Genomic DNA, 19,689 nt, shown 5'->3' with positions numbered 1-19,689 from the left:
TTTAAAAGTCCCATGTGGATCACTCCGTTGCCCCCGTCGCTCACCGCGTTGGGGGGAAGGTTCACATGGCTCAATTCTCAATGGAAATTATGCGCCTAACCGGCTCAGTTCTGGGTGGAAACCAACAAATGGTGGGCTACAATGCACGCCGACGGATTAGCTACAACGATTTCGTGTCACGACACCCCATCTATGGCTTTGATGACCCGGAAGTCCAGCTCGATCGTGTGCCATTCAGTGCCCAAACCGCGGAGGAATTTGCGACGGGGCTGGTGAAATATCAAATCCGGCGCGACGAGGAACGCCAATCGGCGATGGAGAATGTTATCGAACTGCTCGCTCGGGGAGAAGACGTTCCTGAGAGTTTCGCCCAACGAGTGCACAACGCAGTGCGAGAAGTGCAAGCTTCAGAGCAGCTTGCACTTGCTCAGCACGTAGTTCGTAGGAAACTGGTTCTCGACCTAATGGGAAAGCTTCTGACACGTGTCAGAGAACGAGACGGCAGGCCGGATGACTACCATCTCGAGCAAACCCTGCACTCCTTCATTGTGCCCATGCACGTGATGGGCCACGACGCCGCCGAGAAGCGTTCAAGAGCACACGACCTCTGGATATTAGATGAGCGCCTAGCATTCACGAGAGCTTTTTCTTCAGACAAGAGATTCGATACGCTCCTTAGAGCTTCAGAAAATGCTGAGCGTTCCGACCTGATTGTATGGGATTTTGCGAGCGGTCTGGGCGTAACGGACCCTCTGCGCGATGGTGAAACGGTGGACACGAGCCGACCCCTCGATAAGGTCATGATTGTAGAGTTCAAAAAGCCAGGCAGAACCCACTACGGACCTGAAGACCAGATCCACTTCCAGATTACTAAATATATAGACGAGCTACGTGGTGGGGAGATTGAAGGCTTCCAACGACAGCGCATTCGCATCGCTCCCGATTGTGTCTTCTATTGCTATGTGGTGGCCGACATCGAAGGTGACTTAAAACGGCAACTGTCCACATGGGCGAAGTCGGCGAATGGTCAGGGGCGGTTCATGCCTTTGCAAGGGGATGTAAATGGCTCCATTGAAGTCATCCAGTGGCAGGACCTTGTGAATGATGCCTGGGCGCGAAATGAGGCGACGTTGTATGCGGCAAAACTTCGAAGGGGATAGCCACAGTTAGATTACCCGGCAACGCTTCTGGTGAACATTTTATACTGCTCCTCCTGCGAAACAACTGCTCGCCAACCGCCACAACCCCGCCACTCCCGGCACGTCTCCAATGCGCACCCGACAGGATTCGAACCTGTGACCACTGCCTTGGGAGAAACGCACATTCTCCATTGATGCATGGGGAGGCTTAGGTTATGAAGGCGGCAGTTCGGCTTCTGGCGATGCGCTGGAACAGGCACCCGTAGCTCAGCTGGATAGAGTGCTGCCCTCCGAACTCGGCCCATCGGAAATTGCCCTACTGTTTCAACGCCTTGCCGGGCAAGGATTTGTGAATCCCGCGTGATCAGGCACGTGCTGGAACGGCACAGCCACGCCACTTCCCGGACACCGCTAGCAGACCGGGACTCCATCATCTTGCATTGATCCACAAATCGAGTAATCTCGATATATGGAATCAGATAACGCAATCACCGCGCTCGCCGCGCTCGCCCAAACAACTCGGCTCGAAGCTTTCCGGCTGCTTGTTCAGCATGAACCGGATGGTCTTCCTGCCGGCGAGTTAGCCCGCTTGCTCGACGTGCCGCAAAACACCATGTCGTCGCACCTCTCCACCCTTGCCCGGGCTGGGCTTATTGAAGGTGAGCGTCAAAGCAGATCCATCATCTACCGCGCCAAGCTCGATGGCCTCAAAGAGCTTATGCTGTTTCTGCTCAAGGACTGCTGCGGTGGCAATGCCGACCTCTGCGCACCGTTAATCGCTGAACTCACCCCCTGCTGCTCACCGCAAGAGGCCACCCAATGACCGAGAAAATCTACAACGTCCTTTTTCTTTGCACCGGTAACTCCGCTCGCTCGATTCTCGCTGAAGCCACGATGAACCACGTTGGACAAGGGCGCTTCAAAGCTTTTTCGGCCGGCAGCATGCCAAAGGGGGAGGTGCATCCTCTAGCCATCCAGACGCTAACCAATGTGGGGATCTCCACCGAAGGACTACGCTCGAAGGCTTGGGACGAGTTTGCCACCCCAGATGCTCCAAAGATGGATTTCGTATTCACCGTTTGCGATAATGCAGCTGGTGAAGTCTGCCCAGTGTGGCCAGGGCAACCTATGACGGCCCATTGGGGGATCGAAGATCCTGCGGATGCAGATGGCCCTGAGTTCGTCAAGCAAGCAGCCTTCGAAGATGCATCCCGGTTCATGCGCAACCGCATAGCAGCGTTCATGAGCCTGCCGCTTACCTCTATCGACCGCATGTCACTTCAGTCCAAATTGCGAGGCATTGGAGCTATGGATGGCACAACCAGCCCAGATGGCGAGGACGCGTAACCATGTCTATATTTGAACGCTACCTGACCATTTGGGTTGGTCTTTGCATCATCATCGGTGTCGCACTTGGACATTTCATACCAGGTGTATTCCAGCTCCTGGGCTCTGCTGAATATGCGAACGTCAATATACCCATGGCGGTGCTGATCTGGCTGATGATCATCCCCATGCTGGTGCGGATCGATTTCGCAAGCCTGCGGCATGTAACCAACTATTGGCGCGGGATCGGCGTGACGCTGTTCATAAACTGGGCCGTGAAGCCATTCTCGATGGCGCTGTTGGGCTGGCTGTTCATTGGCTACCTTTTTCGTCCGCTACTGCCCGAAGCGCAGATCGAATCCTACATCGCCGGCCTGATCATCCTGGCAGCCGCGCCCTGCACGGCCATGGTGTTCGTTTGGTCGAATCTGACCAGGGGCGAACCCCACTTCACGCTGTCGCAAGTTGCACTAAATGACGCGATCATGATCGTAGCATTCGCCCCGGTTGTGGCTCTCCTCCTTGGGTTGTCTGCCATCACCGTTCCCTGGGCAACCCTCGTTCTATCGGTCGCTCTCTACATCATTGTGCCGGTCATCGCAGCGCAGATCCTGCGCCGGTATCTTCTGTCACAGGACGGCATGGAGGCGATCAACAAGGCACTCGCCTTTCTACAGCCGCTTTCCATCGTGGCGCTTCTGGTAACGCTGGTGATGCTGTTTGGCTTTCAGGGCGAGCAGATCATCGCACAGCCGCTGGTGATAGCGCTTCTAGCGGTCCCGATCCTTATACAGGTCTATTTCAACTCGGGCCTGGCCTATCTGCTGAACAGAGCATCCGGTGAGCAACATTGCGTGGCGGGACCTTCGGCGCTGATCGGTGCATCAAACTTCTTTGAGCTGGCAGTAGCCGCCGCCATAAGCTTGTTCGGCTTCAATTCCGGTGCGGCTCTTGCCACGGTCGTGGGCGTCCTGGTGGAAGTGCCCGTGATGCTTTCGGTCGTGTGGATCGTCAACAGAAGCAAGGGCTGGTATGAGCGTGGCGCCGCCGTCCAAACAACAACAGGGTTCAAGAGTCCGGCAGAATGAGCATCACGATCTATCACAATCCGAAGTGTGGCACTTCGCGTAACACGCTCGCGATGATCCGAGCGAGTGGTGAAGAGCCCGAGATCATCGAATACCTCAAGATGCCGCCATCGCGCGAGCGCTTGCAACAGATGATCGCGGCCGCGGGGCTTGCCGTGCGCGAGGCAATCCGCCAAAAGGGAACGCCATATCTGGAACTCGGCCTCGATGACGAAATATTGAGCGACGAGGCGCTGCTCGACGCGATGGAGGCTCATCCCATCCTGATCAACCGGCCTTTTGTGGTGACGCCAAAAGGCGTGCGCCTGGCACGACCCTCTGAGGTCGTCCTCGAGATCTTGCCCAATCCCGATATCGGTGACTTCACCAAGGAGGATGGTGAAGTCGTGCCGTCGCGAAGTGCATCAGATGGCTGACATGGAGGAGCTCACGAACCTTCTTTCGGAAGCATTTCAACTCCCGGACCTTGCGCGGCTGACGCCTGCGAAGATCGACCACAAACCACGCATACTTCTCCTTTATGGCTCGTTGCGGGAGCGCTCCTATAGTCGCCTCCTTACCTTTGAAGCGGAGCACCTGCTCACTGCTCTAGGGGCTGAGACACGTGTGTTTCATGCGGACGGCTTGCCGCTTCCTGATGATGAGGCTGATACCCATCCAAAGGTGCAGGAACTACGAGAGGCCATGCTGTGGTCTGAAGGCCAGGTGTGGACCAGTCCTGAACGTCATGGGGCCATGAGTGGTGTCATGAAAGCACAGATCGACTGGATCCCGCTCCCTGGCGGAGCCATCCGCCCCACCCAAGGAAGAACCTTGGCTGTGATGCAGGTTTCCGGTGGGTCACAGTCCTTCAATGCGGTCAATCAAATGCGCGTTCTCGGTCGCTGGATGAGGATGATAACGATCCCAAACCAGTCATCCGTTGCGAAGGCGTGGCAGGAGTTCACGCCGGAGGGGCGAATGAATCCATCATCCTACTACGACCGCGTGGTTGATGTGATGGAGGAACTTGTGAAGTTCACATTGCTGACGCGCGGGATCGCAGACCATCTCACGGACCGCTACAGCGAGCGTAAGGAAACAGCCGAGAAGTTCGAAGAGAGGACGCGTCTGGGATCGATCTAGCAGCAGTGTCTGCCCACACAGCGCCGTTCAACGGAGCGGCACACTCTGGTCGCACACGCCTCGTTATAGCTTCGGAGCAACGGCTCTCTTCCAAACTCGACCCATCAGAAATTTCTCCATCATCTGGCAATCGGATGACAACGTGCCAAATGTATTTTCCTGAAAGAAATCGGGACGCATGGAAAAATTACATTGCCGCTATTTTCAGCGAAATTAGCTTTCTTTCAAAGCGAATTTTTTATTTTGCAGCGATGTCTTTTATTGAAGAGACGTTATTCAATGAAATATAATCTGATCGATCCTTGCGAACGTTAAGGGTAATTCCCATATACAAATCTCGTTGATTTGGCAGACTTGGCTTCTTGCGGTGTCAGAGACCCCGCCAATTACCACCGAGTTCTCGATAGCGAATGTATCAAGCGCCGACCCGGCGCACATATCGCTCTGTTCGAACCCTGGAATGGAAGCCGCCGCTGACAACCGATTTACTGGCAGCACGGATTTTCGGTTCGAAAAGGAAAAGCAGGAGGGGCGATTACGTGCTTCTCCGGAGGAGAAGACCATGACAACGCGCACCACACAAACCATCGTCCGGTTCTCCGCACCCTTCATGCTGCCGGGCTTCGACGCCGAACAGCCTGTCGGCGACTATCTGGTGGACCAGGACGAAGAGCTGCTGGAGGTATCCTCCCGCCTCGCCTGGAGACGTGTCGCGGCCTTTATTCACCTGCCCGCCATTGGCATCGACGGCCACACACATCAAATGGCGCCGATTGATCCCGCCGATCTCGATGCCGCTATCGAAAAGGGTCACCAACTATCATGATATCGACCAACCCAAACCGACGCGCTAACCGACGCGCCCGGCATGATGCTCCTGCTCACCTCTTCCCGATCGGAGAGGCTCTCCGCCTCCAGAAGTCTGGCGTTGGCGCAACTTTCTTCGAAAGGACGTTCGGACATGGCTAAAGGGCAGAAACGAAGCAATCGCGAGATCAGAAAGCAGAAGCAGGTGAAGGCCCCTCCAAAAACTGAAAACACCTTCGGCAACCAGATTAAGATCGCTGCAAATGCCAACCCATCTTACGGCAAAGGCAAGCACTGAGGCAGTGCTACTCCGGCTGAAAGAGCAATGGGCAACTTGAAATTTGTCATCGAGTTTTACCGCACGCGGGAGACAGATGACGCCCATGCGGTCGTCGGGCGAGAGACGATAGAGGCCGGCGATCTCGCCGAAGCCATTGAGGTAGCGCGCCTGCTTTCGCAGACGCTCGACATGCCTCAGAGGCCCGACGCCATCGCGATTACCGACTTATCCGGTAACGCGCTATTTTCCGGCATCGTCGATGTCTCGTAACTAAGAAAGGCCACGATCATGACCCGATACGTAGATGAAACCGAACGGGAGCGGCACGACCGCGCGATCGACGTCTGGGACAATGAAGGCGGTGCATCCGTCCGCACACTAGGAGACGAACAATATGGCCGCCGCATCGAAGCCGACCGATCCTGGACCATCTACCATGTCTTCACCGGCATTCCAGCCCGCCGCGAAGGACGGGAGATGATCGGCCTTAGCCGCTCGGTCGCAACCGATGGCATGCGTTCCCTGAATCGTCGGAATGAGGGCCGACGCAAATAGGACATCACCCGCCTTTTGGGTGTGACACCGCTATTGCCAACAGCTAGAGCAGATCGACGATGACCCTTGAATTCCTGAACCCCAGCCGCAGCTTTGACGAAGCGCGCAACGCCATTCGCTTTGTCGGGCATGACGGCATGTCCGAAGTGCCGTTCTTTGTCGAAGTCAAGGCGCTCACCAGGCTCGCCATGTCCTCTGCCGGATTGTGCAGCATGGAGCTATCGGAAGAATTCTATCTTTCGACTTTCGATTCTGCGCGCGGGTCGATCGAAGATGTCGCGCACGAGGCCTACGCCCATCGCCGCCAAACCTACTATATGCTTACCGCCGCCGATTTCCGGTAAGCACATCGCTCGATGCTGATCCGCTATGGGTATGAGATCACACTGACGTGCCAGCAGCAGACTGCCCTGGTTTGCCTGCTATCGGTCCATGAGGACCGCGCCGCCGACATCACAGTGCCGGAAACGAAGTTTACCAATCCTGAGCTACCGGTCTCGACCTACCGCGATCTCTTCGGCAACCGCTGCCTCCGTCTGGTCGCGCCGGCTGGTGACCTGACCATGTGGCGCGACGCAACAATCCGGGACAGCGGACAACTGGACAGGGTGCTTCCTGGCGCGCGCGAACACGCGGTGCGGGACCTGCCGGACGGCTGCCTCGTCTACCTCATGGGTAGCCGCTATTGCGAAACCGATCGGCTCAGCCAGATCGCATGGGACCTTATTGGTGCGATCCCTGCGGGCTGGGGTCGCGTGCAAGGGATCTGCGACTTCGTGCACAACCACATCCGCTTCGAACTACATGCAGGCTCGATCTACGCGGACGGCATGCGAGACATCCAGTGAGCGGGTTGGCGTCTGTCGCGATTTCGCGCATCTGGCAATAACCTTCTGCCGATGCCTCAACATCCCCGCGCGCTACGTTAACGGCCATCTCGGTGACATTGGTTTGCCGGTTGTCGATCCCATGGATTTCAGCGCCTGGATGGAAGTATTCATCGATGGCGAATGGCGCACCTTCGATCCGCGCAACAACGTCCCTCGAATCGGCAGGATCGTGGTGGCGCGCGGCCGCGACGCAACCGACATACCGCTGATAAATTCTTTCGGACCACACGCCCTGAAGGGGTTTAGGGTATGGACCTACGAGGTCTCATCAACAAGCTGATGCTGTCGATGTGGATGTTCCCAGACTTAAAGATCCGGACCGAATCCAGGCTTTCAATGCGCCAATGCGCGCCTTAGCACTCCCCTGCTGATTTCGTAGGGCCGCTGACATCAAGGGCGCATAGCTGCCATGCACAGCCGCACAATTTGGCTACTGCGAAGGATCAAGGCGACTAATCGACCGTAAGCGATGCGAACTTTTTGCCGCCAAACGCCGCCTTTTCTCGACATTCCGATATGCAGACTGTTCCATATTCCCTTTTTCAGTCATAGTTTCGGCTGCTGGACCCCCCACGGGATTCGAACCTGTGACCGCTGCCTAACTAAGGCAGCACTCTCCGGCACATATCCTCTGGTCTAACCCGTTGATCCTGCAAAGCCCCGCAGCGACTTAGGAAGGCACCCTACAGCGCCGTTCAGTGCCGCGGCACAATCCGGTCACATCGGACCGGGAAAGCTCCTTGGCGCCGTCTACGGGGCGTCCTACGCATCATGAGGCACAGAACAAGGAGGTGCTTCATGGCAACGATCAGACGGCTTCGTGGGCGGTGGCAGGCCCAAGTTAGACGTAAAGGAATTCCCCCGCGTGCCAAGTCCTTCGACACGAAAATCGACGCAGAGAAGTGGGCACGCAATCTAGAAGCCGAACTCGACCGCTGCGGTTCACTTCCAGATACACGCCTGGCTGAGCAGATGACAGTGCGGGAGCTATTCGAGCGCTACCTCAGAGAGATCACACCACACAAGCGCTCGGCCTCAACAGAGGTCTATCGGCTGAAGGCGATGCTCAAACGTGACATCGCTCATAGGACGCTTGCAACGCTGACGCCACAGCACATCGCCACCTACCGGGATGAGCGGTTGGCCGTAGCCTCACCTGCCACCGTCATTCGAGAACTCAACTCTCTCGGACATGCGATCGACATCGCACGTAAAGAGTGGGGCGTGCATCTGTCAGAGAACCCCTGCCGGATGATCCGTCGTCCTAAGCCTCCCCGTGGAAGAGATCGCCGCTTGCAACCGGGAGAAGAAGCACGCTTGCTCGAAGCTGCTTGCACCGGACGCAACCTTCTCATGCGCCCCTTGATCATTCTCGCCCTCGAGACAGCCATGCGACAGGGCGAGCTTCTAGGACTGACGTGGGACAACGTCGACCTGGATCGACGCCTTGCGCACCTGCCGCTCACAAAGAACGGTGACAGTAGGGACATCCCATTGTCGACACGCGCTGTTTCAGTTCTTCAGGGGCTGAAGGAGACTGCAAACAGTGTTCGGGTCTTCAACACCACCAAGAGCGCTGTCGAGCAAGCGTGGCAGCATCTCCGGGAGAGAGCTGGCTCCCCTGATCTACACTTTCATGATCTGAGACATGAAGCTGTCACACGCCTGCTCGAGAAAGGCTGGAACGTGATCGAGGTCGCGACCGTATCCGGTCATAAGGAGCTTCGCATGCTTCAGCGCTACTCACACCTCCGGGCAGAAGACCTGGTGTCGCGTCTGGGCTGATTTCAGCCCAGCGCCTGCCTGGAGCGAAGTCCTAGAAAAATCCGACCTGACCAATCCGGATGCATTCTGGCGCCGACAGGTTTCGGGATCCTATCCACCCATCCAAAAACGACTCTCCGAAAGAGCAATCCGTCCCGATCTCGCTATAATGAATCATCTCACCCATCTGCTGGACGAGATAGGATAATTGATCATGAATAATACCCAGGAAGTAGGTTACGAAACGATCGGCACCAGACAGGAAATTGACAAGAAGACAAAGAACACCAGACCAAAATCGCCCTATCGCGACGCCCACTTTCGCCCTCTATTTCAAGGCCTGGCACATCTTCATGCTGCTCGAGCCGATGGCGAGACTTCAGTTATAGTTTGCAATCCCCATCATCCCCTCTTTCCCATCCTACGCATAAACGAACAGGATCTTTCTTCTCTGCAGAAGCTTCCCCCATTTCCTCTTCAACCAGAAGAACTCGACGATGCCGAGCTTTTTGCTGACGCGAGACACTGGAGTCAATTCTATGCGGACGGACCACGTCTTCATCGAACACCAGCTGCGTTCCGAGATCTTTCGGATCAAGCCAGCCTCGAATGGTTTCATCACACACTCAGAGTTACCGGCCCGGCATTTGACTTTACGGCGAATCTTGCGCCGGATGTGTCTGAACAAGCAAAGGTGAAGCCTTCAGCAGCTCGTTGGCTGCGTGATCGTCTCTCCAGGCGGCTCAAACAACAGCTAGGTTATTCCCCGGAGTTCTGGTTCATTATTGAACAAAGCGATCGCGGCCTAATCCACCTTCACGGCGAGATCACTATCAATGAAGATCTGGCGACAATTGAAAAGTGTCGCAAAGCAATGCGGCTTGCCTGCGGTGAATGGAATAGGAACCGCCAGCATCAAGTGAAGCTGCGCCGCAACCCCGGTATCTGGTGGACGAACTATGTTGCTAAGGACGCTTGGAAGATGAGGCGCACGAAGTTTCGTTACGCCCCTCGTCGTCCAATCAATGGCGACTGGATGGCAGCCACGAATTGTCTGAGGTCACTCACGGACGAGATCTACACTGACTGCAGGAAGCACGTGCTCTCAGTCCTTCCACGAGTGATGGCGAAGAAAGCCAAGACTCCGATCCAACGTCCGGCCTGGCTGTCTCAGCTTGTGAGGTATTCTCCAAGAGGCAGGAACTTGTCAACTTCTCAGGATCACAGAGAGCATCCTGCGGGACACTAAGTTTACATCCGCAACCAGTTTCTGTCTCATCAACGTTCCGGAACGTTGAGTAAGTTTACATCAAGTTTACATTAGGACGCTGCGGAATAACTTTTTTGAGCCGAATGCAACCAACGGAACTACGTTTCCGCGGCGTTCTGATGTCGTGGATGTGATTGGATGAGGTATTTTAGGCATCCACACCATGATATAGATACTGCTCAGGCGCTTAGACGTTAGGCACTCCGGCCGTTCGTAGCAACTCACAATGAAACCCCGTGTTTTCTAGCCATCTCATTTATAACCACGATGCTGAGCGCATTCTTATGCTCTTCATTGACCAGTCGCTCTAGGTAGGTGGATAGCTATCGGCGCGCCTGCACGCTCATAGACGCTCACTGGCGCGATCCATGCCTGGAAGCGGTCAAGAAGACCGTCCGGACAGCAAACGCTCGCCAGCGAGCTTCCCTGAGTCAACCAGGACATACTCAAGCAACCAAACTGCCCACTGTTCCGGACGACATCGCTGCCTGGACGGCTGCACGCATGAGCAGGGTTGGCGTGATCAACCAGGTCCAACGTCGCAGACCGAATAGTCAGCCAGTCTTCGCCCCGTCTGGTGGATCAGCCTTCAGCGCGGCGTCTTTGCACGAGCCGCCATTGATTCATACGAGCTCACAGGCGCGATCGGTGGCGTCAGAGCACTCTGAGATCGCCCAGCATGCAGACGCTCGCCAGCGAGCTTCCCCGAGTCAACCAGAGCATCTCCACATGGACAGCACCGCTGGACTTCTCGCGTCTGCACTGTCAGAACAGCTTGCGTTACTATGCCAATGCGATCGGGGGGTCAGGGCAGTGAAATTTCCTTCACGGTTCGTGCTGAAGCGGGCAGCCACTATCACATTGGTCGTCGCGACAATGTCGATCTCGATTTCCACGGGAATTCGGCTTTTAGCGGGCGTAAAATCCGACAACATCACGATCTTGGTTCGAACAATCCTGCCGCTTGTCATCGCGTTCCCGATTTCCGTCGTGGTGTTCTCATGGCTGGAGAGGCTGGAAACCGCCTACACGAAACTCTTGAAAGAAGCCCAGGATCTTGCAAAACAAGCCAATACGGATCCATTAACCGGCTTATTGAACCGACGTAGCTTCGAGGCTCAATTTGATAGCGCCATGAGGCATCGGTCAGCCGGCAAGTTCATTCTGGCCGACGTTGACTACCTCAAGCAGATCAATGACCGACATGGTCATCTTATCGGAGACGACGCGATCATAGCCACGGCCTCGGCACTTTCGGCCGTTATTGGCGATGGGTGCCTGATAGCGCGGATTGGCGGAGATGAGTTTTGCGCCTTTGTCCCGCACGCTGAAGTGAAGAAGGCAGAACAGCTTTCTGCCGAAATAAACATGATTGCAGCTCAAGAGTTCCGCACCAGAAGTGGGCTGAAAAACGTCCCGTTATCGATCTCCGTAGGGGCGCAACAATGTCGACCTGGAACAAGCTTTCGCGATATCATGTCTCACACTGATAGTGACCTTTACCGCAAGAAGGTCAGACGTCCTGCAGACAACCAGGCAATGCCTGAACTGGCTGCACATAAACCAGATAGCGAACACAGTGAGGTAGCTGACGGTTCGCATGCCGAGAGAAGCTCACCGGGACGACCAATGCCGAAGAGCGCACAGAGAGCATCTGGACCGCAAACGCTCGCTAGGGAGCTTCCCTGAGGCAAAGAGAGTAAGCTGACGTTGGCTTTCCGCGCTTACCAGTAACGCAACCATTGTCGCCCAACGCTCCGCGGGCATCGGGGATGCGAACGCTGCCGGTGAGCCTCATTTCATACAGCGCAGATGCGAGAGGCTGCGGATACATGCGGCGAATCGCGATTGTCTGAGTTCCACAGGTGGGCACTCGATAAAGTTAGAATCGTAAGCGTTCTTAGATACAATCTTGAATTGCGGACCGGGATCGACTACAACCACTTATCGCCGGTTTCGTCATGGCTCATGGTCATAATCTATCGGAAAGGACTCAGTGCTTCTGAGTCCTGGTGACTGCGGGCCTTCTATCCCCACATGAATAGCCTGCCGTCACCTTGATGCAGTTGGCCTCATCCATTGCGCCCAGCTTGCAACCATCAGCTTTTCGCCACGAGCATCTGCCATCGGGTCAGGGAAGCTCACTAGCGCGGTGGAATGCAACGAGATCGTAAGCGATCGCCGGCGAGTTCCCTGCTGGACTACTCCTGGATCAGTATGCTTAAACTGGGTAGGGTTGGGGGAATACAATGAAGTTAGAGGCATATTTTCTCATTGCCGTGGGGATCCTAAGCGGTTGCGCCACCAATACAACTGCAGTGCAACGTGACCTTACCGCAGAGAGCACGAACACGCTTTGCCGTGAGTGGCTCGGTAATTCTGATGAGGGTCAAAGACAGGCGGCTGCGAACTTACTAGTCCGTCGAGGAGCTTCCCTCGAGAAATGTCAACGATTGATGGCTAATGATCGAGCTATCGTCACAGGCATCGCTATTGCGGGAGCTGCGGCTGCCGCTGGAGCAGCAGCACACAATGGCTATGGCGGGGGCTACTCTCCCAGCTACGGAACTGCTTGGGATCAATTCTATGGTCCCTACGGCTCGATGTGGCGCTGCCGTGATCGCGCCACGGGACGCTTCGTGGCTGATTATCTGTGTGCCGGCAAGCCCATGCATGATGCGACCTGGCCAGGCCCGTATATCTGAAGAGAGAGCTGTCGGGGTTCGGAATGGCGAGAACACAAGGTCATGGTAATCCTAAATGGACACGAGACGAGACAATCCTCGCTCTCGATCTCTATCTCCAGCTAGATGGAGTGGTGCCTTCCCCAAAGTCTGCATCTGTCATTGAACTGTCGAACATGCTCCGGTCGCTGCCTTATCATCAGGAAGCGGCGAAGCAGCCAACGTTCCGAAACCCTGACGGTGTAGGTTTCAAACTGATGAATATCCGCCAGGTGGCAACCGGCAAGGGATTAGGCAATGTCTCGAGTATGGATCGCCAAGTATGGGCTGAGTTCGGGCACAGGAAAGATGAAGTGCATCGAATTGCCAGTGCTATCAAAACAGGCATCGAAGTCGCAGGGCTGGAACCCCTACCAGAAATCGATCAGGAGCTTCCCGAGGGACGTTTACTTACTGCGTTGCATGTTCGTCGCGAGCGAAATCCGAAGCTGAGAAAGCTCTTGCTAGAAGCTCGACGAGGCGAAGGACTCTGCTGCGAAATATGTGAGGTCACCCGCCAGGATCTGGATACATCAATGCAGGAGGCCATGTTCGAAGCGCATCATCTGGTGCCGCTTGCGGACGCCGGCGAGCGTAAGACCAAGCTTTCAGACCTCGCGCTACTCTGCGCCAACTGCCATCGTCTCATTCATCGCGCTATGGTTCTGCATTCCCGTTGGGTAGACATTGACCACGCACGAGAGATTCTGAGGCAAGCATCAGCTCACCGGCGAAACTCACGGTGAGCTAAGGAGGCGGGATAGATGCTGTGGAAAGTATTGCTGACGATCGGTCTATCTGCCGGTGTTCTGTCTAGCTCTGCCTTTGCAGATAACCGCCCACACTCATCGGGGACAGCGTTCTTTGTGAACGGAGACGGATGGGCGGTCACCAACGCTCACGTTCTCGAGGAATGCTCGAGAGTGGCCGCTCCTGGTATCGGGGAGGCTTTAAACTGGATCATAGACCGGCAGAATGACCTTGCAGCTGTGAAGTTTGAGGCAGGCTCTAACTCACGGACGTTCTTGGCGTTGCGCGACACACCACCGCGTTTGGGTGACGACATCGCGGCCCTTGGTTATCCTCTTCACGGCATCCTCTCAGACTCGATCAAGATTACAACCGGCATCATCAACTCGCTTGTCGGGATCGACAACGATACGCGCTACCTGCAAATCTCGACGGCACTTCAACCAGGCAACTCCGGCGGTCCTGTTGTGGATCGCTCCGGTGCCGTAATTGGTGTAGCCACCGCAGTTCTTGGGACGAAGTTCGCTGAGAACACAGGCATTCTCCCACAAAACGTCAACTTCGCCATTCGGTCGATGGTGCTTGAGCTCTTTCTACAAAGCAGGTCCATTGCATATCAAAAGTCGGCCGGCTCGGAGGCATTATCGACTGCCGATCTGGCTGAAACTACAACGCCAGGTGTGCTTCAGCTTCTCTGCTATGGAGATGAAGAGACTCAATCTGTTGCCCAGTCGCAAGTTGCTACCAGGCAAGAGGGGACCGTATCGACTGTTAGTCCATCAGATCTCGCGGCAGCCTTCGCGCGTGTCTATCACGACGCCTGGTCCATGCCGAACGAAGACGCGTTGGAGTTCATGAGCAGCGTCTATGCGAGGAACGTCAACTTCTACGGCAAGCCAATCACCTTGGACAGCTTGATGGATGAGAAACAAAAATTTGCGCAGAGATGGCCTATTCGGGACTACAGCCTTCGGGAAGGAAGTCTGTTGACGGATTGTCAAGGAGCGCTTTGCATCGTGTCAGCGACGGTCGATTGGTTCGCCTACAGCCCCAGTCGGAAGAAGCGCTCCAGCGGCGTTGCGATATTCAGCTTCTCCCTTGATACGAAAAACCTTCGCATCCTGAAAGAGACGGGCCAGGTCTTGAAAGGTCAATCAGCCAAGCCCGACGGAATGCTCGTGCGCTGGCATGAACGAAATGGGAAATGCCGCGGTGGTTCTGGAGATTCAACCGACACCTGGCGATCATGCGATGAGCGCGAATATACGGACACTGCCCTTACCGCAATGGGATGGTGCTATGGCCGTCCCGGCCAGTTCGCTTATCAGATGCAATGGCATCGCTGCGGCAAATAAGCTGACGCAAGCACCTAAATAACGAGGAATGTGGGGAACATGCCCATCCCAGACTACGAAACACTCATGCTCCCTTTGTTGCGCCTTTTTGCCGAAGGCCTGCCGAACGTGCAAAGCTGTATTCCTAAACTCCGAGTGCAGTTCAACATCACTGACGAAGAGGCCGCCGAGCTAATTCCGAGTGGCACCCAAACCTTGCTTCAGAACCGAGCTCATTGGGCACGCACGTATCTCGCTAAGGCCGGCCTACTTACTTCTCCGCGACGGAATTTACACGTGATTACGGAGCTCGGACGCAACGTTCTCGCTGATGAGCCTGTTAAGATCGATAATGCATATCTCGCGCAGTTTACGAATTTTTCCGAGTGGATCGAAAACTCGAAGGCACCAGGACGGGAGGATTATAGGGCCACTTCGACGGAGCCCGTCTCAGGGGACGTTACGTTAATAGATGACAGCCAAACTCCGGAAGATGCAATAGAGGCTGCATCTACACTCCTCAACGCTGCTCTCAGGGATGAACTGCTTGCGCTGCTTTTCCAACTTTCGCCCCAGCGGTTTGAACGGCTCATTCTCGATCTCTTGAGTGCAATGGGCTACGGTGGAGGGAATATTGAACGCGGCAGCCTCACGAAGGCGACGGGTGATGGTGGCATTGATGGGATTATCCATGAAGACGCCTTAGGGTTAGATGCCGTCTACATCCAGGCGAAACGCTACGCAGAGGACAATCGGGTCGGCAGGCCGGACGTTCAGCGCTTTATCGGCTCTTTGACCGGCGAAGGAGCAACAAAGGGCGTTTTTGTAACGACCTCGGACTTTTCACGCGAAGCCCATGACTATCTTCGACGCGTTCAGCACCGTGTGGTGTTGATCAACGGGCAACGATTGGCGCAGTTGATGATCCTGCATGGCGTGGGTGTTAGAACTCGACAAACCTATCTTATCCGGTCAGTGGATGAAGACTATTTCGCCAGCGTTACTCCATGACGATCAGAACACCTACCTAGAGAGATCACTGCACTTATTTCCGGCGCGGATCCCGTTGACACCAGCAACCAAGGCGATAGACGTTGCTTCAGGGATATATGGGATGGGGAAGAATTTTGAAAACGTTGATTGTCTCTGCCGCAATAATCGGATGGGGAGCTGCGTTACACCAAACGCGAAGTTCGAAACCCGCTAGGAAGAGCCAACTTCAGAACCCAGAAGTTCAATGGCTCGCCGTCTAAGACGGCTAGAATTCAGCGCCTCAAGCCCATGCGGCGGGATTGCATTCATGAATCTGTTCAACCGTAAAACATTAAGTCGCTATATAAAGGCGGTAGCGATCCCATCAGAACACTTGGCGACGCTCGAGGCCTGGGCAGATCTGATTACCTCTGGCCGAATCAACAATCTTAAAGAAACGGCTCTTCATGGGCAATTTGCTTCCAAGATCGTTGAAAGCATCCTTGGCTATCACGGCCCGGCGGGCGGCGCCGAATATAATCTCTCCACCGAACAATCCATCTTAAGGGGAAGTGTAGATCTGGCACTGGGGCGCTTCGGAGGCAAGACCCCCGAAATCATCGCTCCTTTTGAGTTGAAGGGCGCTGATACACTCAACCTTGACGCGGTAATGCCAGGCCGAAACAAGAGCCCTGTTCAACAGGCGTGGGAATACGCCATGAACGCGCGGGGTGTGCAGTGGGTGCTGGTCTCGAACATGGTTGAACTGCGGCTCTACGGCTTCGGGGAAGGCACCGCGGCCTATGAAGTGTTTCGTCTCGACCAGCTGACTGACCCGGCAGAATATGCGCGCTTCATGCTGCTCCTGTCGGCGGAAAATCTATTGTCTGGTCGCACAGTTGAGATTCTGAAAGAAAGCCGCCGCGAAGACAAGGACATCACCGACAGCCTGTATCAGGACTACAAGGACCTACGCCTCAAGCTCCTGAGCGCCGTCCAGAAGGCAGACGCCGCGATCGCGCCCCTCGATGCGATCGCCTTGGCGCAGAAGATCCTCGATCGGGTGTTGTTTATCGCCTTTGCCGAAGATACCGGCCTGCTGCCAGACAACACGCTGGAAAACGCCTTCATCGCACGTGACCCTTACAATCCGCGCCCCGTCTGGGACAATTTCAAGGGTCTGTTCCGCGCCATCGACGAGGGTAACAACGAGCTGAAAATCCCGCGCTACAACGGGGGTCTGTTCCGCGAAGACGCGGTGATCAATGGGCTGAACATCCCCGATGACATCTGCGAAGGGTTCAAAACCCTGGGCGAGTATGACTTCGCCTCCGAAGTCTCTGTCACGGTCCTCGGCCATATCTTCGAACAGTCCATCGCGGACGTGGAACGTCTGCAAGCGATCGCCCGCGGTGAAGAGGAAGAGCCCGAGAAAACCACTGGCACAAGCGGACGGCGCAAACGTGACGGGGTGGTCTATACCCCTGATTACATTGCGCGGTTCATCGTGGCCGAAACCCTGGGCACGCACCTGCGGGAAATCTTCGAAGACACCTTGCGCGCGCACGCCAAGAAGGGCGCGGATGTCACCGACTACCAAAACATCCCCTGGCGGAAAAAGTCGGCCGAGCTGGAAGCCTGGCAGTCCTATCGCGATCGCCTGAAATCCTTGCGCATTGTTGATCCCGCCTGTGGCTCCGGTGTGTTCCTGATCATGGCCTTCGACTTCATGAAGGCCGAACTGACCCGCGTGAACGACAAAATCAAAGACCTGCTGCCTAAGGCGGAGCATTTTGGCGATCTGCTCGACTATGTCCCGGACAGTGAAATTCTGACCGACAACCTCTTCGGCGTGGACGTGAACGAGGAAAGCATCGAGATCTCCAAGCTATCACTCTGGATCAAGACCGCGCGGCGCGGCAAGGTTTTGGACAGCCTCTCGGGCACCATCCGCGTCGGCGACAGCCTGATCGAGGACAGCAACTTCGCCTATCTCGATCAAGCCTTTACGTGGGAAACCGCCTTCCCCAGCGTCTTTGCCGAAGGTGGGTTCGACGTGGTTCTGGGCAATCCGCCCTACGTCCGCATGGAGTTTCTGAAGCTCCTGAAACCCTATCTGGAAAAGCGCTATGAGGTGGTTTCCGACAGGGCTGATCTCTACTGCTATTTCTACGAGCGCGGCCTGCGCCTGCTGAAGCTGGGCGGGCGCTTGGGCTACATTTCCTCGAACACCTTCTTCAAGACCGGCTCGGGCAAGCCCCTGCGCGAATACCTTCTGAAAGAGGCAACCATTGAAAGCGTAGTCGATTTTGGCGACCTGCAAGTCTTCGAGGGGGTGACCACCTATCCGGCCATCCTGACTATGAAACGCGGAGTTGCGCCCGAGGGGCATGAGCTGCGCTTCTGGAAGGTGGATGCCCTTCCAGAAAACAACTTCCTCGCCACTTGGGAAGCCGCTGCCGGCCCGTATCCACAAATGGCCCTGGGGGCCGGGTCATGGGAACTGGAAAACCCCGCCCTGCGCGCCCTGCGGGACAAGATCAAAAAGGGTAGGAAGACCCTGAAAAGCGTATATGGCGCACCCTGCCGGGGAATTGTTACAGGGTTGAACGGAGCCTTTGTGATCGACAACGCCACCAAGGAACGCCTCTGTGCGCAAGACCCAAAGTCTGCCGATCTGCTGAAGCCCTTCCTCGAAGGCAAGGACCTGAAACGCTGGCGGGCCGAACCGCGCGGCCTGTGGCTCATCTACATTCCCAAGAATCGGATCGACATTGACGATTATCCGGCCATCCGGGAATGGCTGTTGCCCTTTAGGGACAAGCTGGAAAAGCGCGCCACAAAACAGGAATGGTTCGAGCTGCAACAAGCGCAAGAAGCCTATGCTCCGCACTTTGTCGCGCCGAAGATCAGTTATCCGCATTTCAACGCCGAGCGAAATTTTTCATTCGAACCCCAAGGGGCTTTCTCGAACGACAAGTCCTATCTGATCCCGTCCGATGACCAGGCCTTGCTGGCGCTCCTAAACAGTCAGGTCCTCTGGTTCATGTTATCATCCATGAGCCCGCCAGTGCGGGGCGGCTACCATGAGCTGCGGGTGCAATACGTTGAAAAGCTGCCAATCCCAAAATGGGATGAGACAAGGCGTGCGCAGCTCGCCGCTGAAAGCAAGCGCGCCAGTAGTGCCGCGCATAAACGTCTGGCCCTGCAAACGGCCCTGACGCGCCGGATTCCCGATCTCTGCCCGCCTGAACGTGAACCAAAGCTGACAACCCGGCTTCAGGAATGGTGGACCCTGCCCGACTTCGCCACTTTCCGCGCCGAGGTGAAGAAGGTGTTCAAGGCCGACATCCCGCTGGCCGATCGCTCCGACTGGGAAGACTGGATCAACCGTGACCGCGCCGAGATCGCCCGCCTGACCGCGGAAATTGCCCAGGCTGAAGCCCAGATAGATAGCATCGTCTATGAGCTGTTCGAATTAACCGAACAAGAAATTGCTCTTCTAGAGAGCTCGATATAGGCTCGAAGCGTAAGCCATCTCAGTGAGGGTGGGTGCACTCGTTAGGCATTTCGCACCCACACCCACGCCACAACCCAGCCACTCCCCTTTCATCCCCGCGCACCCGCCAGGATTCGAACCTGTGACCTCTGCCTTGGGAGAAACGC

19 protein-coding genes and 1 pseudogene are annotated in these 19,689 nt (G+C 55.7%); all 20 read left to right on the top strand.

Annotated elements, in window-relative coordinates; translation table 11 throughout:
• Positions 1–65: 65 nt before the first annotated feature.
• Positions 66–1,160, top strand: coding sequence for a hypothetical protein (locus IEX27_RS06105; RefSeq protein ID WP_188720033.1), 1,095 nt, complete (start codon positions 66–68; stop codon positions 1,158–1,160).
• 448 nt (positions 1,161–1,608) lie between these two features.
• Complete coding sequence (locus IEX27_RS06100) at positions 1,609–1,962, top strand: ArsR/SmtB family transcription factor (protein WP_188720032.1); 354 nt, start codon at positions 1,609–1,611, stop codon at positions 1,960–1,962.
• A complete protein-coding gene (locus tag IEX27_RS06095) occupies positions 1,959–2,486 on the top strand; it encodes an arsenate reductase ArsC (RefSeq protein WP_188720031.1) in 528 nt (175 codons plus the stop codon). The genes IEX27_RS06100 and IEX27_RS06095 overlap by 4 nt, the downstream gene beginning before the upstream one ends.
• A gap of 2 nt (positions 2,487–2,488) precedes the next feature.
• Positions 2,489–3,553: an ACR3 family arsenite efflux transporter gene (arsB, locus tag IEX27_RS06090; protein WP_188720030.1), complete on the top strand. Its 1,065-nt coding sequence runs from the start codon at positions 2,489–2,491 to the stop codon at positions 3,551–3,553.
• Entirely contained in the window at positions 3,550–3,969 is a 420-nt protein-coding gene (arsC, locus tag IEX27_RS06085) for an arsenate reductase (glutaredoxin) (protein ID WP_188720029.1), read from the top strand. The genes arsB and arsC overlap by 4 nt, the downstream gene beginning before the upstream one ends.
• 1 nt (position 3,970) lies before the next feature.
• Positions 3,971–4,678, top strand: coding sequence for an arsenical resistance protein ArsH (gene arsH, locus IEX27_RS06080; protein ID WP_188720067.1), 708 nt, complete (start codon positions 3,971–3,973; stop codon positions 4,676–4,678).
• 562 nt (positions 4,679–5,240) lie between these two features.
• On the top strand, positions 5,241–5,504 hold the full coding sequence (locus IEX27_RS06075; RefSeq protein WP_188720028.1) for a hypothetical protein: 264 nt from the start codon (positions 5,241–5,243) through the stop codon (positions 5,502–5,504).
• Positions 5,505–5,639: 135 nt separating this feature from the next.
• The gene (locus IEX27_RS06070; protein WP_188720027.1) at positions 5,640–5,783 is read left to right on the top strand and encodes a hypothetical protein; all 144 of its coding nucleotides are present in this window, start codon (positions 5,640–5,642) and stop codon (positions 5,781–5,783) included.
• A 36-nt stretch (positions 5,784–5,819) separates the two neighbouring features.
• On the top strand, positions 5,820–6,035 hold the full coding sequence (locus IEX27_RS06065) for a hypothetical protein (RefSeq protein WP_188720066.1): 216 nt from the start codon (positions 5,820–5,822) through the stop codon (positions 6,033–6,035).
• An 18-nt stretch (positions 6,036–6,053) separates the two neighbouring features.
• Positions 6,054–6,320 (top strand): hypothetical protein, encoded by a 267-nt coding sequence (locus tag IEX27_RS06060; protein WP_188720026.1) that lies wholly within the window; start codon positions 6,054–6,056, stop codon positions 6,318–6,320.
• 59 nt (positions 6,321–6,379) lie between these two features.
• Positions 6,380–6,664 (top strand): DUF1488 family protein, encoded by a 285-nt coding sequence (locus IEX27_RS06055; protein WP_188720025.1) that lies wholly within the window; start codon positions 6,380–6,382, stop codon positions 6,662–6,664.
• A 12-nt stretch (positions 6,665–6,676) separates the two neighbouring features.
• A pseudogene (locus IEX27_RS06050) lies at positions 6,677–7,490 on the top strand (transglutaminase-like domain-containing protein).
• A gap of 518 nt (positions 7,491–8,008) precedes the next feature.
• Entirely contained in the window at positions 8,009–8,995 is a 987-nt protein-coding gene (locus IEX27_RS06045; protein ID WP_188720024.1) for a tyrosine-type recombinase/integrase, read from the top strand.
• Between the two features lie 193 nt (positions 8,996–9,188).
• The gene (locus tag IEX27_RS06040; protein WP_188720023.1) at positions 9,189–10,223 is read left to right on the top strand and encodes a hypothetical protein; all 1,035 of its coding nucleotides are present in this window, start codon (positions 9,189–9,191) and stop codon (positions 10,221–10,223) included.
• A gap of 834 nt (positions 10,224–11,057) precedes the next feature.
• Complete coding sequence (locus IEX27_RS06035) at positions 11,058–11,933, top strand: GGDEF domain-containing protein (RefSeq protein WP_244630233.1); 876 nt, start codon at positions 11,058–11,060, stop codon at positions 11,931–11,933.
• Between the two features lie 767 nt (positions 11,934–12,700).
• A complete protein-coding gene (locus tag IEX27_RS06030) occupies positions 12,701–12,949 on the top strand; it encodes a hypothetical protein (RefSeq protein WP_188720021.1) in 249 nt (82 codons plus the stop codon).
• A 23-nt stretch (positions 12,950–12,972) separates the two neighbouring features.
• Complete coding sequence (locus IEX27_RS06025; RefSeq protein ID WP_188720020.1) at positions 12,973–13,713, top strand: HNH endonuclease; 741 nt, start codon at positions 12,973–12,975, stop codon at positions 13,711–13,713.
• A gap of 18 nt (positions 13,714–13,731) precedes the next feature.
• Positions 13,732–15,072 (top strand): S1 family peptidase, encoded by a 1,341-nt coding sequence (locus IEX27_RS06020; RefSeq protein ID WP_188720019.1) that lies wholly within the window; start codon positions 13,732–13,734, stop codon positions 15,070–15,072.
• A 39-nt stretch (positions 15,073–15,111) separates the two neighbouring features.
• A complete protein-coding gene (locus tag IEX27_RS06015) occupies positions 15,112–16,062 on the top strand; it encodes a restriction endonuclease (RefSeq protein ID WP_188720018.1) in 951 nt (316 codons plus the stop codon).
• A 289-nt stretch (positions 16,063–16,351) separates the two neighbouring features.
• Complete coding sequence (locus IEX27_RS06010) at positions 16,352–19,543, top strand: Eco57I restriction-modification methylase domain-containing protein (RefSeq protein WP_188720017.1); 3,192 nt, start codon at positions 16,352–16,354, stop codon at positions 19,541–19,543.
• The last annotated feature ends 146 nt before the right edge of the window (positions 19,544–19,689 follow it).

Source organism: Nitratireductor aestuarii, from assembly GCF_014641695.1.
GTDB classification, from domain to species: domain Bacteria; phylum Pseudomonadota; class Alphaproteobacteria; order Rhizobiales; family Rhizobiaceae; genus Chelativorans; species Chelativorans aestuarii.
Note: the sequence above shows the minus strand (reverse complement) of the source record. Positions and strands in the feature narration are given on the sequence as shown.